Source organism: Zhihengliuella sp. ISTPL4 (assembly GCF_002848265.1).
Classification (GTDB): domain Bacteria; phylum Actinomycetota; class Actinomycetes; order Actinomycetales; family Microbacteriaceae; genus Microbacterium.
The window spans coordinates 2,105,638-2,121,602 of the sequence record NZ_CP025422.1 but is presented as its reverse complement, the minus strand read 5'-3'; the positions used below and the strand labels follow the sequence as shown (position 1 = coordinate 2,121,602).

Genomic DNA, 15,965 nt, shown 5'->3' with positions numbered 1-15,965 from the left:
ATGCCCGAGCCTTGATCGCCGAGTGCGGGGGCTAATCTGGGGCGGTGTCGTCAGAACCTTCCTCGGACTCATCCCTCGCCTGGGGCTTTCCTGCCGAACAGTCGGTGAGCGCGTGGGAGCGCCGTCACGCGGCAGGTGAGGTGCCGAGCGCCTGGCAGTACGGCTTGGACGGCCTGCGCGCGTTCGCGCCCGTGGACGTGCTCGACCTGCCGGCGCCCGGACGGGTGGCTCGAATGCGGAGCCGCGTCGGCCTCGGCCCGCGCCCGGTCGACGGCCGCGCCTTCACCTGGGACGAGAACGCCGCCTTTCGGATGCAGGTGCGGCGTCCTCGGCGGAGCTTCGCGTCAGGCGTCATCTGGCTGACCGACATGGTGGAGCGGGGCCACGTTCCGCAGCGTCTGATCGAGGTGCTGCAGAGCGCGGACGATCTGTGGGTGCTGAGCCGGGGACAGGTCGAACCGCTCCGGGCATTGATCGGGGCCGGAGGGCCACGCATCACCGCCGTTCCGTTCGGAGTGGACGCCGACTTCTTCCCGCCGCGGCCCTACCCGGAGCGGCCGCGCATCGTGAGCATCGGCAACGACAGGGATCGTGATCCGCAGACGCTCTTCCGAGCGCTGGAGATCGTCCGGGCGCAGCGGCCCGACGTGGAGGCCGTCGTGCAGACATCGGCGACCGGCGCGCCGGACGGCGTCCGTGTCGTCGAGCGCATGAGCCATCGCGATCTCCGGGACCTGTACGCGACAGCGACAGTGGTGGCGACGGCAACCCGACCGAATCTTCACGTGTCGGGGATGACGGTGACTCTCGAGGCACTCGCGACCGCACGACCGGTCGTGAACACGGACACGCCGGGGATGTCGCAGTACGTCGCGGAGGGGGTGACGGGCCACCTCGCTCCGGTGGGAGACGCCGAGGCGCTGGCCGATCGGCTCCTGTCCCTCCTCTCGAACCCGGCGGAGGCGGCACGGATGGGGCTCGCCGGCCGCGCGGCGGTCGAGTCGTCGTTCACTACGGCGATCATGTGCGCCCATCTCGCGGAGATCCTGGTGCCCACCGCGGATCGCACGGCCATCGGGTCCTGAGGTCGGGTAGCGCTGCGGCGAGTGCTGCGCTATTCTGACGGCGGATGCGTCTTTGGGGGACGCGAGGGGATCCATCATCCGCCGATATTTCGGCATGTGCCTGTGGGGAGGCGCCATGCGAGTCCAGCGACTCGAGGCAATCGAACGCGACGAAGAATCGCGCGCACGTCCATTCCGTCGTCTCGCGATGGGAGTCGTCGCCGTCCTGGTGACCGCGCTCCTCGGCGCGACCATCACCGCACCGGCCGCGCAGGCGGATACAGTGCCGACCGATCCCGCTCTGCCGGCGACGGTGAGCGCTGACCCGCTGCCGACGACGCAGATCAACGGCATCGTCTGGGCTCAGGCGGTGGGCGGCACCAAGGTGTACGCGGGCGGGCAGTTCACGAGCGCGCGCCCGGCGGGAGCGCCGGCCGGCACCAACGAGACGCCGCGATCCAACCTCCTCGCCTACGATCTCGCAACCGGTGTGCTCGACACATCCTTCGCCCCCCAGGTCAACGGCCGCATCCTCGCCGCGGCGGTGTCGCCCGACGGCTCGCGGCTGTACATCGGCGGCGGCTTCACCGCCGTCAACGGACAGAACCGCTACCGTCTGGCGGCCTTCGACACGGCCACCGGCCAGCTGATCGGCAATTGGACCCCCGGTACCAACACGATCGTGCAGGGCATCGTCGCCACCGACACGACCGTGTACGTCACGGGGGAGTTCTCGAACATCAACAACACCGCACGTACCGGCGTCGCGGCCGTGAGCGCGTCGACCGGTGCCGTGCTCGACTTCAACCCGGTCCTCGCCGGCGGGTACGGCGTCCGCTCCGTCGTGGTGTCTCCCGATGCCTCGAAGGTGGTCATCGCCGGCTCGTTCACGTCCACCAACGGGTCGACCAACCCGGGTCGCGGCATGGCCGCGCTCGACGCCTCCAGCGGAGCCAGCCTCCCCTGGGCGATCAACAGTGTCATCCGCAACGCCGGTACCGGCGCCTCCATCTATTCGCTCGCCTCCGACGGGGACAGCGTCTACGGCAGTGGGTACGACTTCGGAGGATCGAAGACGGAGGACGACTTCGAAGGCGCGTTCCGCGCGCGCTGGAGCGACGGCTCGATGGTGTGGATGGAGGATTGCCACGGCGACACCTATTCGGTGTACCCGACCGGGGGTGTGCTCTACACGGCGGCGCACTCGCATTACTGCGGCAACATCGGAGAGTTCCCGCAGCTCGACCCGTGGAGCTTCAACTTCTCGCTCGCGTTCGACAAGAACCCGTCGGACCGCACCATCACTCCTGACATCTACGGGTACCGCAGCTTCACCGGCAACCCGGCGGCCCGTCTGCTGCACTGGTACCCGACGTGGCAGCCCGGCACGGTGTCCGGCATGAATCAGGCCGCATGGTCGGTCACGGGCGGTGGCGACTACCTCGTCTACGGCGGTGAGTTCACGGCCGTGAGCGGTAGCGCACAACAGGGACTCGTGCGCTTCGCGAAGCCCGGGACGGCGCCGAACAAGATCGGTCCGACCATCAAGGGCGGCGCCTACCAGATCAGCGCCCAGTCTTTCCGCGCGGGGCAGGCACGCGTCGCCTGGTCCGCGAACTACGACGCCGACAACGCCCGCTTGACCTACGAAGTCTTCCGTCGTGACCTCGCGCAGCCGATCCACACGACCACCGCCGACTCCACGTACTGGGTGCGACCGCGGCTCACGTACTCCGACACAGCGGTGACCGCCGGCCAGACATACGAGTACCGGGTGAAGGTGACCGACCCCAACGGGAACACCACGACGTCCGACTGGACGCCGGTGACGATCGCGGCGGCCGGGACCTCGAACACGTACAACGAGGCCGTGCTCTCGTCCTCGCCGAGGTATTACTGGCCCCTGAACGAGGCGTCCGGTTCGTCCGCGACCGACTGGATCTCCGGGAACGACCTCACGCTGTCCGGAGGGACGACCCGTGGCCAGGCGGGCCAGGTCGTCGGTGAGACCTCAGCCTCCACGGCCTTCAACGGCACCGACGGCACCTCTGCCAGTTCGGTCTCCGAGGTCGGTCCTGACGAGTTCTCGATCGAGGCATGGTTCCAGACCACCAGCACGAGCGGTGGCAAGATCGTCGGGTTCGGCAACAACGCCAAGGGGCTGTCCGGCAGCTACGACCGGCACCTCTACCTGAGCAATTCGGGGCAGGTCACGTTCGGCGTGTACCCCGGGACTGCGCGGACGCTCACCAGCGGGGCCGGTCTCAACGACGGCAAGTGGCACCACGTGGTCGGCACGATGAACAGCTCGGGCATGGTGCTGTACGTCGACGGCGTGCGGGTGAGCTCGCGCTCCGACACGACGACCGGTCAGAGCTATTCAGGGTACTGGCGCATCGGCGGGGACTCCCAGAGCGGCTGGCCGTCCGCGGGGTCGTCGAACTACCTCAACGCCCGCATCGCGGACGTGGCCGTGTACGGCAGTGCGTTGACCCGTGACGCGGTGGATGCGCACTGGGTCGCTTCTGGGCGCACGTCGTCGCTCCCCGCTGCGCCCGCAGACGCCTACGGCAAAGCCGTGTACGACCTCGACCCGACACTGTACTGGCGCCTCGGCGAGACCAGCGGGACGGTCGCGAGAGACTCGGGCCGCGACGGAAGCACCGGGACGTACCAGACCAGTGGGTCGGCCACGATCCAACGGGGCCAGACCGGAGCGCTGTCCGGCGTCGCGGACCAGGCCATCCGGTTCACGTCCTCGAAGCTGTTCTCCAGCTGGAACAACCGCCAGACGGTGGTGAGCGCGCGGCAGTACCCGTCGCCGAACACCTACTCGATCGAGACCTGGTTCAAGACCACCTCGACGGGCGGCGGCAAGCTGATCGGCTTCGGGAACAGCAACTCCAACAATGCCAATCCCAGCTCGAACTACGACCGGCACATCTACATGAACGGATCGGGACAGCTGAAGTTCGGCGTCTACAACGGGGGGTCATACGTCCTCACGGCGCCGGGCACGTACCGTGACGGGCAGTGGCACCATGTCGTCGCGCAGCAGTCGGCGGCAGGGATGCAGTTGTTCGTGGATGGCGTGGAGGTCGCTTCGAACGCGCAAGCGGGTGCCGACAACTACAACGGCTACTGGCGCGTGGGCGGCGACACCACCTGGGAAGGGGATCCCTTCTGGGTCGGCACGATCGATGAGGCGGCGGTCTACTCCGCGCCCCTGACGGTCAGCCAGGTGCTGCAGCACTATCAGCTCGGCGACACCGGCGAGCTGAACCAGCTGCCGACGGCGCAGTTCACCGCGGCGACCTCGGACCGGTCGGTGGCTTTCGACGCCTCCGCCTCGAGCGACCCCGAGGGTCCGATCGCCGGCTATGCGTGGGACTTCGGCGACGGCCACACCGGAACCGGTGTCGCGCCTACACACGAGTACGACACGGCCGGCACCTACACGGTCACCCTCACGGTGACCGATGCCGGCGGGCTCGCGTCCACCGTCGCTCATGACGTGACGACGCGGAACCCGAACGTGCCTCCCACCGCCGCGTTCACCGAGAAGGTGGAATTCCTTTCCGTGGCGGTCGACGCATCCGGGAGCGCGGATACGGACGGCACGATCACGGCGTACGCGTGGAACTTCGGCGACGGTGCCTCGGCGACAGGGGCCACGGCGACGCATGACTATGCCGCTTCCGGCACCTACACGGTGTCGCTCACCGTGACCGATGACCGCGGTGCCTCATCGACCGTGACGAAGACGATCGCTGTCGAAGCTCAGAACGCGCCGCCCAAGGCTGTGGCCAACGTGGTGCGCGCCGCGGATGGTATGTCGATCTCCGCCGACGGAAGCGGCTCCACCGACACCGACGGCAGCATCGTGTCGCACGCGTGGGATTTCGGTGACAGCACCACCGCGACGGGAGCGACGGCGACGCACACCTACACGACAGCGGGAACCTACCCGGTCACGCTGACGGTCACGGACGACGACGGCGCGACGCATCAGGCGACCGCATCCGTCGCCGTCGCGCCGGCGGCCACGGAAGACGTCATCGCCCGAGACGCGTTCGAGCGCACGGCGTCGTCCTCGTGGGGCTCCGCCGACGTCGGCGGCGCCTGGACGGTGTCCGGAGGGGCGGCGGCGTTCTCGGCGGGGGATGGCGTGGGACGGATCTCCCTGTCTCCTGCCGCCACGCGAGAGGCTCGTCTCGCCGGGGTCTCGAGCACGTCGACGATCACCTCGTTGACCATCGCCTCGAGCAACGCGACCAACGGCGGAGCCTTCAACCTCACGGTGAACGGTCGTCAGGTCGGCAACGACGTCTACTCGGGACGCGTGAAGATCGAGGCGAGTGGCGCGATCCGTCTCTACCTGCTGCGCAACGAGACGGCGATCGGCAACAGCGTCGTGATCCCCGGTACGTACGTGGCGGGCGAGAAGTTGTCGGCTGTGCTCACGGTACGCGGAACGTCGCCGACCACGCTCGCGCTGAAGGTCTGGCGAACGGGGACGACGGAGCCGGCGAACCCGCAGCTGCAGGGGACGGACTCCACTGCCGCTCTGCAGACAGCGGGTGCGGTCGGCGTGAAGATGGCGATCAGCTCGGTCTCCTCCGTCTCCTCGGTCTTCTCGGTGGACGACTACAAGGTCGTCACCGGGGCCGTGGTCGCTGCGCCCAACCAGATCCCGACAGCATCCTTCGTCTCCTCGACCTCCGCACTCAGTGCAGCTGTCGACGCTGGCGGATCGAGCGACGCGGATGGGACGATCGCGTCTTACGCGTGGACGTTCGGGGATGGCGGTACCGCGACGGGAGTCACGGCATCGCACACGTATGCGGCATCGGGGACGTACGACGTCACCCTGACGGTGACCGACGACGACGGCGGAACGCACTCCGTCACGAAGCCGGTCACCGTGACCGCGCCGGTCACGCCGCCCGACCCCACGGGGCCGACTCCCCTCGCGACGGATGAGTTCGACCGGGCGACGACGGGAGGCTGGGGCAGCGCCGACCTCGGTGGCGCGTGGGCGCTGTCGGGAGGAAACGCCGCATTCAGCACGGCAGGCGGAAAGGGCGTCGTGTCCCTTGCGCCGTCGCAGACGCGGGAGGCGCGACTGGCGGTGACCGGTACGAGCACGGTGCTCGATGCCCTCTTCTCGTCGGATGTCGCCTCGACCGGCGGCACCGCGAGCATCACGCTCCTCGGCCGGACCGTCGGCGCATCGACATACTCGGCGCGCGTGCGACTGGAGCCTGCCGGCGTCATCCGGCTGTACATCCTCCGGGATGAGACGGCGATCGGGAACAGCTACGTTCTGCCGGGCTCCTATGCGCCCGGACAGGTGCTCCACGCCCGCCTCGCGGTCAGTGGTACCGCCTCGACCAGCCTGGCGGCCAAGGTCTGGGTCGAGGGGCAGACCGAGCCTGCGGATTGGCAGCTCACGGGCACGGACGCGGTGGCGGCGATGCAGGTCGCCGGTGGGATCGGGATAAAGACGTCTGTCAGCTCGGCCTCGACGAACGCCATCACGCGGCTCTCCTTCGAGCGGTTCGCCGTGGTCGTCCCGCAGTAGCCTCGGACAACGGATGAGGGGCGGGGCCGGATGGCCCCGCCCCTCATCCGTTCCCGTCAGCTCCGGGCGTACGCCGGGGTGATCCGGCCGAGGGCGCCGAGAGTGCGCCCCTGGGCGAACCAGATGCGCCGCCGCAGCACGGCCTGTGCGGCACGGTCGCCGCGCGCGCGGGCGAGGAGTTCTCGCAGGGAGAAGATCACGAGGCGGGCCACGCCGCCCACGAGGTGGGCGCCGCGAAGGACGATGCGCCGCGCGAGGGAGCCGTCTCGGGTGAGGAGTTCCGTACGCATCTGACCCTGCGAGATGGTCCGCCGTCGCACGAACTCGCGGGTCGTGCGCTCCGCGGGGACCTCGTCGCGGACGATCGAGTCCGCGGATGCGATGATCGCCCCGCCGGCGGCGAGCAGCGATCGCCCGAAGAGCATGTCCTCTCCGCCGGCCAGGCCGAGGCTTGTGTCGAAGCGCACTCCGAGTGACGCGACCTGCGAAGCGTCGACCAGGACATTCCCGGTCGCCAAGGCGTCGAGTCGCTGCCCGTTCCGTCGGCGTCGTCGCCGCATGAACCCACCGGCGACGATCCAGGGATCGGTGCCCTCGGGCCAGACGTAGTCCACGTACCCCATCACGACGGCGGGACGCCCGTTTCTCGACCATGTCTCCACGAGGGCGTCAAGCCACCCCTCCAGCGGTACGACGTCATCGTCGACCATCGCGACCAGCTCGCCCGTGTGCGCCGCGTCGAGCGCGGCCTGTCGCGCTGCGGCGATCCCCGGGGTGGGTTCAGGGAGGTAGGCGACGTCGAGTTCTGCGGCGACCTCCTCCGCCGAGCGGGCGGGATCGTTGTCCACGAACACGATGCGCATGCGCTCCGCCGAGGCGCCGGCCCCCGCCCGGATCGCCATGACGAGCGGAGCGAGGAGCTCGGTGCGACGAAAGGTCGTCACGGCGACGAGGAGAGGTCGTTCTTCGGCCTCGGGTCGCGCGGGGTTCATGGACTCAGTATGCCCCGCTCGGCTGTGCCATGACCTTCGCGGTGCGCCACATGATCTGCAGATCATTCATGACGGACCAGTTCTCCACGTAGCGCAGGTCGAGTCGCACGCTCTCGTCCCACGAGAGGTCGCTGCGCCCGGAGACCTGCCACAGACCCGTGATGCCCGGCTTGATGTACAGGCGGCGGAACACGGTGCCGTCGTAGGCCGTGACCTCGCTCGGCAGCGGCGGCCGCGGGCCCACGACGCTCATGTCGCCGACGAGGACGTTCCAGAACTGCGGCAGCTCGTCCAGAGACAGCTTGCGCAGCACCTTGCCCACACGGGTCACACGAGGATCGTCCTTCATCTTGAAGAGGAGGCCGGCACCTTCGTTCTGCTCTTTGAGCGCCGCGAGCTGCTTCTCGGCGTCCGTGCGCATCGACCGGAACTTGACCATCTTGAACCTGCGGCCGTCCCGTCCCACGCGCTCCTGGAAGAAGAACACCGGGCCGGGAGAGTCGAGCTTGATGAGCGCGCTGAGCACGGGGGTGAGCAGAGCGATCGGAATCAGCGCGAGCGTGGCCACGACGACGTCGAGCGCGCGCTTGAGAAGGTGGACACCGCCTTCATAGGTCGGAATCTTCACCTGGATCAGCGGCAGTCCGTCGACCTGGCGCAGCGAGATGCGGGGACCGGCGACGTCGGTCAGGCGGCTCGAGAGCACGAGCTCGGCAGCGGTACCCTCGAGCTGCCAACTGAGCTGCTTGACGAAATCCGGGGACCCCTCGGGGCGGCTCGCCACAATGATGGTGTCCGCCCCGAGCTGTGCCGCCGCGGAGGCGACGGTGTCCAGATCGCCCACGACCGGGTAGATACTCTCTCCGATCCTGAGCGCGCCGGCATTGCGATCCAGCAACGTCGTCCCCACGACGTGGTAGCCGTTCTCCCCACCCTTCTGGAGGGAGTCGATCACATACTCGACGTCCTCGGTGGCGCCGACCACCAGTGTCCTCGACGCGAACCGACCGGCCAGGCGCTGCCGCTGCAGCCAGCGGCGCCAGGTCCATCGGGCGAAGAGGAGGCCGAACATGCCGACCGGGAGCGCGAGGAAGAACAGCGGTTGCAGCCCTTCCCACTCCAGGAGCACGCCCGCGATAGCGGTGATGCCGAAGGCAAGCCCCGCCGCATGCGCGACGCGGCGGTACTCCGTGGCACCGGACCCGAAGATGGCGGCGGCTCGGCTGTTGAGCGCCGACAGCATCAGGTACCAGGCGAGACCCAGCAATGCGGCGTTGCGCACAGTCTCGATCACCGTGACGCCGGTGATCAGCTGGAAAGCCGCCGTCAGCGCGACGGCGATCAGGATGACAGCCGCATCCGTGATCCGCAGCCGCATCCGATAGCGACGCTCCCACTGACGGCGTCGTTCGAGCGTCGCCGACATACGCGGCGTGCTCGCCGCGTGCGTCACCGACGCGTGAGCCCGCGGAGCCGTGATCGGCGCGAAACCCGTACGAGCGATGCTCAGAGCATCCTCGACGGAAGTCATGCCGAGGCCCCTTGAGCCGTGAATGTACGCAGATAACCCCAGTGCGCCATTGTTTCCCCAGTTTTCCCCAGACCGTGAACCCCACGTTCACGGACACGTCCGCGTCCCGACCCCTCGGGGCCTGCTGAAGCTTCGCGATCCCACATCGTGAAGGTCCTCGTCGTCCCAACCGACGAGGCGTGCAGCAGGCACTGCAGACGTCCAACACTGTAGCGGATCCGGACCTCGGACGGAAGCGCATGACGGGAACGCAGGAAATCGGTTCCGGAATTCTGCTCAGGAAGGTCCGGTCGGGGCTAATCTGTCGCGGTGACCGCGCATCCGACCCTGAGTCCTCGCTTCCACCTGCGCCCCATGGACCCGCGTGACCCCGGTCAGCCGCATCGCGCCGCGAGTCCGCTGGAACTGTTCTTCGACCTCGTGTTCGTCGTCGCGGTGAGCATCGCCTCGGCACAGTTGCACCACGCCCTGAGCCACGGGGACTTCCTTCACGGCATCACCTCCTACGCGATGCTGTTCTTCGCGATCTGGTGGGCCTGGATGAACTTCACCTGGTTCGCGACCTCGTTCGACACCGACGACTGGCTGTATCGGGTAGCGACCTTCGTGCAGATGGCCGGCGTCCTCATCCTCGCCGCCGGGATCCCGCGGGCGTTCGAAGAGGGCGACTTCACCCTGCCCGTGATCGGGTACGTGGTGATGCGCGTCGCGATGGTGGGGCAGTGGCTGCGTGCCTCTCATGCCGACGGCCCTCTACGGAGCCCGGCTCGCCGTTACGCGCTGGGCATCGCGGTCGTGCAGGTGCTCTGGGTCCTTTTCCTGCTGATCCCGTCCGGTCCGGTGCAGCTCGTGGCGTTCGTCGTGTTCGCACTCGTCGAGGTCAGCGTCCCGGTCTTCGCCGAGCGCCACCACCAGACGCCCTGGCATCCCCACCACATCACCGAGCGCTACGGTCTGTTCACCCTGATCGTCCTCGGCGAAAGCCTCCTCGCATCGGCCAACGCGATCATCGACGCCCTGGACGAGGTGGAAGCGCTGGGGCCGCTCCTCGCCATCTCCGCCTTGGCCTTCGTCGTCACGGCCGCGCTGTGGTGGATCTACTTCTGGCCGCCTCACCATCGGGCGATCTCGACCCTCGGACGCTCCCTGCGGTACGGCTACACCCACTACTTCGTGTTCGCGGCGGCCGCCGCCTTCTCCGCAGGCATCGAGGTGGAGCTGGACGTGATGACCGGGGAGAGCCACCTGGCGCCGGTCGCCGCGACCTTCACGGTGTCGATACCGATCGCGGTGTTCCTCCTCGGCATCTGGTGGATCGCGATCCGCGACAACGCCGACCGCGTCGTCAACACGGTCATCCCGGTGGGCGCCGTCCTCGTCCTGCTCGACTCGTTCGTGCCGGTGCCGGTCGCGCTGACCGCCGCGGTCATGGTGGCGATCGTCGTCGTGCTCGTGCTCCGACCGCCGATACCCCGCGGTGCGACCGTGGCCGACGCGTGAGCGGCGGTATCAGACGCTGGCGGTGAACAGCTCCAGGCATTCGCGGCGCAGACGCTCGATCGCCTCGCCGTCGCCCCGGAGGTGCCGGATGAGAGCGTGCTGGATCATGCCGTCCGTGAGCGCGTAGGCGAAGAGAGGTGTGAAGCGGCAGGGGCGTCCGCAGAGGTCGGAGTATCGTTCGACGACGCGCCAGATCGCCTCCTGCACCTGGCTCTCGACCTCCGCGATCGTGTCGCCGAATCCCGGCTCGAAAAGGGATTGGTTGCGCAGGTCGTACCAGAGGCGGTGCAGCGCGGCGTCGTCGCGCACGCTGCGGGCGAGCTCGTCCGCCGCGCCGCTCGCCAACTCCTCGGCCGTGTCGGCTCGCTCCATGACGGCCACGTAGCGGTCGCCGAGTCCGCCTTTGGAGATGCGGACCGCCTCGGCGATGAGGTCGTTCTTGTCGGTGAAGTAGTAGTGCAGAGAACCATGCGAGAGTTCCGAGTGCTGAGCGATCTCGCGCAGCCCCGTCCGCGCGAAGCCGCGCTCGGCGATCGCCTCCAGCGCCGCTTCGGCCAGCGCGCGTCGTCGGAGCGCGAACTTGTCCACCCCCGCGCGTTCCGCCCGCTTGCTCGCCGTCGTCATGCCGTGCCCCCGTCTCGTCCCTGTCGGGATCGATGGCGGTAATGCTATGGCATCGCGGCAGATCTGGACAGGCGTCCGAGAAAAACTTGACAGGTGACAAGCTGCGTGTTGCACTGGAGAGGCCACGGCCGCGCATGTCCCCTGCGTGCCGGCCGTCTTCGTGGCCGCGCGAGCGATTCCCCCCATCGCCCCGGCCCTGCGTTGTCCGCCGATCTCTCGAGCGCCGACGCCGCAGAGCGGAGTGATGTCCCCGCATCCTCCGCTCTGCTCTCGCTTCCGAAGGTTCCCCATGGGTCGCGCATAGCTTCCTGATTGTCGAACCGCCGAGCATGGTGGCATCGCCGCCCACGCTCGAGAGGAGCACATGATGAGCCGAATCCCCGAAACCACCCCATCGCCGCAGGGCCCCAGGTATGAGGGGCGACTTCTGGATCGTGTGGATGAGGAGGTGGTCGATCAGGGCGTCGCCTTCGATCTCCGGACGCTGATGAGCCGTCGCGGCCTCCTCATCGGCGGCGGTCTCGGCATCGGCGCCGTCGTCCTCGCCGCGTGTGCTCCGGTCGCCACGGGATCGTCGTCGAGCACAGGTACTCCCACGCCCCGCGCCACCGGCACCGCATCGGACGCCGCGATCGCGGAAATCCCGGACGAGACGGCCGGTCCCTATCCGGGGGACGGCTCGAACGGCCCCGATGTCCTCGACCAGGCCGGGATCATCCGCCGGGACATCCGCTCGTCCATCGGCGGGGGTGCCACCGCGAACGGAGTCCCACTCGCCTTCGAGCTGCAGATCCTCGACCTCGCGAACGCAGGGGTGCCGTTCGCGGGCGTCGCGGTCTACGCGTGGCACTGCAACGCGCAGGGGGAGTACTCGCTGTACTCGTCCGGGCTCGAGGACGTGTCCTATCTGCGCGGGGTGCAGGTCGCCGACGACGACGGGAAGGTGTCCTTCACCTCCGTCTTCCCCGGGTGCTATTCCGGGCGCTGGCCTCACATCCACTTCGAGGTCTATCCGGATGCGACCGCGATCACCGACGCGTCGAACGCGATCGCCACGTCTCAGCTCGCGCTGCCTGAGGACGCGTGCAGCACGGTGTATGCGGAGACGGCCTACGCGGGTTCGGCGGAGAACCTGGCACGGATCTCCCTCACCTCCGACAACGTGTTCGGCGACGACGGCGGGGTGTCGCAGCTCGCCACGACGACGGGGAGCGTCACCGGTGGATACACCGCGACCCTCGTGGTCGGCGTGGACACGACAACCACGCCGAGCGCCGGCTCCGCGCCCACGGGCGGCGGCGGTCGTCCGCCCGGAAGCTGAGGCTCTCGGCGCGGGGTTCGTGGATCTGCTAAACTGATCGTGCAACGTGTGCGTTTCGCCCCCTCTCGGCCGCCTCGTCGCCACTGATCAGGGCCATCCACGGACCACGCACATCGACGCGCGCGGAATCCGCCCTCGGTCTCTCGATGTGCGGAGCGCGAGCGCGCCCGCCCCACAGCAATGAGCATGAGCATGAGTACCACCACCGTCCCTCCGTCCACCCCTCTCACCTGGAAACAGGCCGACGTCGACGTGCACGTCGCCACCCGGAACGGCGAGTTCGCCGGCTTCGTCGAGTTCGACGGCTCCGCGCATCGCCTGCACGACGAGCGCGGCACCGATCTCGGGTCCTTCGTCGCGTTGGACGACGCCTTCCGGGCGCTCGCTGCCGCGCAGCAGCCCGCACGTCCGGCGGCATCGCCGCTACCTCCTCGCACGCCCCGTCGGCGGATGCGGCGGGCACGCGCCTGACTCGTATGCCGCCTCGCGTATGCGAGCGCGGTTAGTGTGGCCACAGCGATCGGCAACCGCCCTTGGCTTCTTCAGCTCAAGGGCTCCCGATCGACAGGAGAGCATCATCTCCCGCACATCCTCCCCGTCCGTCACCGCCACCCTCGGCCCGGTGCGGCAGACCTACGCCGGGAACGCCGAGTTCCCCCCGCTCACCCGGGCCTACCGGGACGTTCAGCAGGTCGTGAAGGAGACCGGGCTCCTGCAACGCACGCCGGTGTTCTACACACTCATCGGCGCGGCCTTGGTCGTCGCCTTCGCGGGCTGCGTCGCGGGATTCCTCCTCCTCGGAGACAGCTGGTTCCAGCTCCTCATCGCCGCCGCCCTCGGGATCGTCTTCACGCAGGTCGCGTTCCTCGCCCATGAGGCAGCACACCGCCAGATCCTCTCCACGGGCCCGGCGAACTTCCGCCTGGCGCGCGTGCTCGCCGGCATCATCGGCATGAGCTATCACTGGTGGGACTCCAAGCACACACGCCACCACGGCAACCCGAACCAGGTCGGCAAGGACCCCGACATCCAGGTCGACACCATCTCCTTCCTGGAGGAGGATGCGGCGCAGTCGCGTGGCGTCGTCCGGCTCATCACGCGCAAGCAGGGGTGGCTCTTCTTCCCCCTCCTGACGCTCGAGGGGCTGAACCTGCACTACCTCGGCCTGAAGCACCTGATGACGCGGAGGAATGTGAAGGGGCGCTGGACCGAACTCGGTCTCATCGTCCTCCGGTTCGCCGTCATCCTCGTGCCGCTGTTCCTCCTGCTTCCCGTCGGCATGGCCTTCGCGTTCCTGGGTGTGCAGCTCGCGGTCTTCGGCGTTTACATGGGCGCGTCCTTCGCCCCCAACCACAAGGGCATGCCGGTCATCGCTCCCGACGCCAAGCTCGACTTCTTCTCGAAGCAGGTGCGCACGTCGCGCAACATCCGCGGCGGATGGTGGGTGACGGGGCTGATGGGCGGCCTCAACCACCAGGTGGAGCATCACCTGTTCCCGAACATGTCGCGGCTGCACCTGTCGAAGGCGCGCGGCATCGTGCGCGACTACTGCGCCGCGAACAGCATCCCCTACACCGAGACGAGCCTCGGACAGTCGTACGCGATCGTCATCGCCTACCTGAATCGGGTGGGCCTGGCCGCGCGCGACCCGTTCGACTGCCCGGCGGCCGCACAGCTCCGCCGCGCCTGAGGCGTGGGGAGACGACGAAGGGGCGAGCAGACATCTGCTCGCCCCTTCATCGTCTCCGCGCGGATCAGCGCTTCGAGGAGTCGTCCGTCTCGACGACGTCGATCGTGATCTTCTCCAGCGGGCGGTCGTCGTCGAACTCGTCGTCGAGCACCTCGTCGCCGCGGAAGGTCTCGACCGACGCCTCGACGACATCGTCCTCGGTCTCGTCGTCGTCCTCGTCGATCGTGGCCTCCGTCACCGCGATCTCCGTGGGAAGGCTGTCGTCACTGAAGATGCCGTCGGGGCGGATGAGCTCGCGCACCTCGGCCATGAAGCTGGTGAGCTGCTGCTGCTGCCACCGCAGTTGACGGGCACGATCCTCGGCGTCGCGGAGGACGGTGGAGGTGTGGCCAGTCACCGCGTCGACGATCTTCTGAGACTTCACGCGGGCGCGCTCGAGGATGTCCCGGGCACGGACCTGCGCGTCGGCCTCGATCGCCTGTGCCTGCGAGCGCATGAGCTTCTCGTAGCCGTCGGCCTTCGCGGAGATGCGCTGGGCGTGCTCCAGCGAGGCGGTGACCTGCTCGTTCGCATCGGTGGTGATGCGCTCGGCGTGCGCGACCGCCTGATTGTGGAGGACGAGGAACTCCTGCTGCGCGTCGTCCTGACGGCGGGTGAGGGTCTCCTCGAACTCCAGCACGCGGGCGTTCATCTCGCGCACCTCGCGCTCGGCGTCCGCCCGCAGCTGGGTGGTCTCACGCGTGACGAGGGAGCGCAGTGCGGCGGCGCCCTTCTCGGCCTCGGTGCGGATGGCCGTGGCCTCCTGGGACGCCTGGCTGACCTTCTCCGCGGCGTGGGCGGCCTCGCGCTCGATGCGCGCCTCGTGGGCCGTGTATTCGGTCTCCATCTTCAGCCGCACCTGATCGGCGTCGCGCTGCGCCTGGGAGATGATGCGCTCGGCATCCGCCTCGGCCTCGGCGCGCTGCGCGGCGACCTCTTCGCGGGCAGAGGTCATCAGGCGGTCGGCCTGCACAGCGGCGTTCTGGATGAGCACATTCGCCTGCTCTTCTGCCACCCGCAGGATCGCCTCGAACTGCTGACGGGAAGGTGCCTCCTCCCCGTCGGCCTGCGGCATGTCGACGAGCTCGGATGTCAGCGTCGCCACCTGCTGCTCGGCGTCGGACGCCTTCGCGTTCGCGGCGGCGAGTTCGGCCTCGAGGGCCTCGCGCGCTTCGCGCTCCTCGGCCTTGATCGCCTCGACGGATTCGGCCTCGCGGGCCTTCGCCTCGGCCAGCTCGTCGGCCGCCTGCTGGAGCTGCGTGCGCATCGACGCCAGCGCGGCGTCGACCTCGGCCTTGTCGTAGCCGCGGAAGCCGATCGTGAACGCCGAGGTGGAGGAGGAAGAGGTCTCGCGCGGAGTCGTCTCGATCAGCTGATCGAAGAAGTCCGGCGACCGGTCGTCGTCGCGGGGCGTGCCCGAGGATTCGCTCATGGGTTCAAGCCTTTCTGGCGTGTCCGCGACACGAAGCGGTGTTCGTTTCCGTGGACGGGATCGCAAGCGCGGGGGAGGAGGCCCCCGGCGTGCGCTGCGACCGGGTCCTCATCCGAGTCCCTGCGGGGCGCGGCGCGCGTCTAGCCTAATTGCGTCGGCTGGGAATCGTGACCCCCATTTGCGCGGGC

At 68.6% G+C, this 15,965-nt stretch carries 10 protein-coding genes; 6 read left to right on the top strand and 4 right to left on the bottom strand.

The features are described from left to right. Nucleotides 1-44: 44 nt before the first annotated feature. Nucleotides 45-1,085: a glycosyltransferase family 4 protein gene (locus CYL12_RS10235; RefSeq protein WP_233486707.1), complete on the top strand. Its 1,041-nt coding sequence runs from the start codon at nucleotides 45-47 to the stop codon at nucleotides 1,083-1,085. A 187-nt stretch (nucleotides 1,086-1,272) separates the two neighbouring features. After that, on the top strand, nucleotides 1,273-6,648 hold the full coding sequence (locus tag CYL12_RS10230) for a PKD domain-containing protein (protein ID WP_233486706.1): 5,376 nt from the start codon (nucleotides 1,273-1,275) through the stop codon (nucleotides 6,646-6,648). Between the two features lie 56 nt (nucleotides 6,649-6,704). On the opposite strand, the gene CYL12_RS10225 is transcribed toward CYL12_RS10230, so the two are convergent. Together CYL12_RS10225 and CYL12_RS10220 are read right to left on the bottom strand one after the other, a co-directional pair. Next, nucleotides 6,705-7,640: a glycosyltransferase family 2 protein gene (locus CYL12_RS10225; protein WP_101847507.1), complete on the bottom strand. Its 936-nt coding sequence runs from the start codon at nucleotides 7,638-7,640 to the stop codon at nucleotides 6,705-6,707. A gap of 4 nt (nucleotides 7,641-7,644) precedes the next feature. Then, the gene (locus tag CYL12_RS10220) at nucleotides 7,645-9,171 is read right to left on the bottom strand and encodes a sugar transferase (RefSeq protein ID WP_101847506.1); all 1,527 of its coding nucleotides are present in this window, start codon (nucleotides 9,169-9,171) and stop codon (nucleotides 7,645-7,647) included. 354 nt (nucleotides 9,172-9,525) lie between these two features. Here CYL12_RS10220 and CYL12_RS10215 point away from each other — a divergent pair, with 354 nt between their 5' ends. After that, entirely contained in the window at nucleotides 9,526-10,671 is a 1,146-nt protein-coding gene (locus tag CYL12_RS10215) for a low temperature requirement protein A (protein ID WP_101848756.1), read from the top strand. 9 nt (nucleotides 10,672-10,680) lie between these two features. Here the strand turns inward: CYL12_RS10215 and CYL12_RS10210 are convergent, their stop codons facing one another. Beyond that, the gene (locus CYL12_RS10210) at nucleotides 10,681-11,295 is read right to left on the bottom strand and encodes a TetR/AcrR family transcriptional regulator (RefSeq protein WP_101847505.1); all 615 of its coding nucleotides are present in this window, start codon (nucleotides 11,293-11,295) and stop codon (nucleotides 10,681-10,683) included. A 367-nt stretch (nucleotides 11,296-11,662) separates the two neighbouring features. On the opposite strand from CYL12_RS10210, the gene CYL12_RS10205 reads away from it, so the two are divergent. From CYL12_RS10205 to CYL12_RS10195, 3 genes are all read left to right on the top strand, one after another. Beyond that, complete coding sequence (locus CYL12_RS10205) at nucleotides 11,663-12,616, top strand: intradiol ring-cleavage dioxygenase (protein ID WP_101848755.1); 954 nt, start codon at nucleotides 11,663-11,665, stop codon at nucleotides 12,614-12,616. Between the two features lie 192 nt (nucleotides 12,617-12,808). After that, a complete protein-coding gene (locus CYL12_RS10200; protein ID WP_158297150.1) occupies nucleotides 12,809-13,087 on the top strand; it encodes a hypothetical protein in 279 nt (92 codons plus the stop codon). 103 nt (nucleotides 13,088-13,190) lie between these two features. Further along, nucleotides 13,191-14,306, top strand: a complete 1,116-nt coding sequence (locus CYL12_RS10195; RefSeq protein WP_233486891.1) for a fatty acid desaturase family protein — start codon at nucleotides 13,191-13,193, stop codon at nucleotides 14,304-14,306. A gap of 64 nt (nucleotides 14,307-14,370) precedes the next feature. On the opposite strand, the gene CYL12_RS10190 is transcribed toward CYL12_RS10195, so the two are convergent. After that, nucleotides 14,371-15,777 (bottom strand): coiled-coil domain-containing protein, encoded by a 1,407-nt coding sequence (locus CYL12_RS10190; protein ID WP_101847502.1) that lies wholly within the window; start codon nucleotides 15,775-15,777, stop codon nucleotides 14,371-14,373. Nucleotides 15,778-15,965 lie beyond the last annotated feature (188 nt).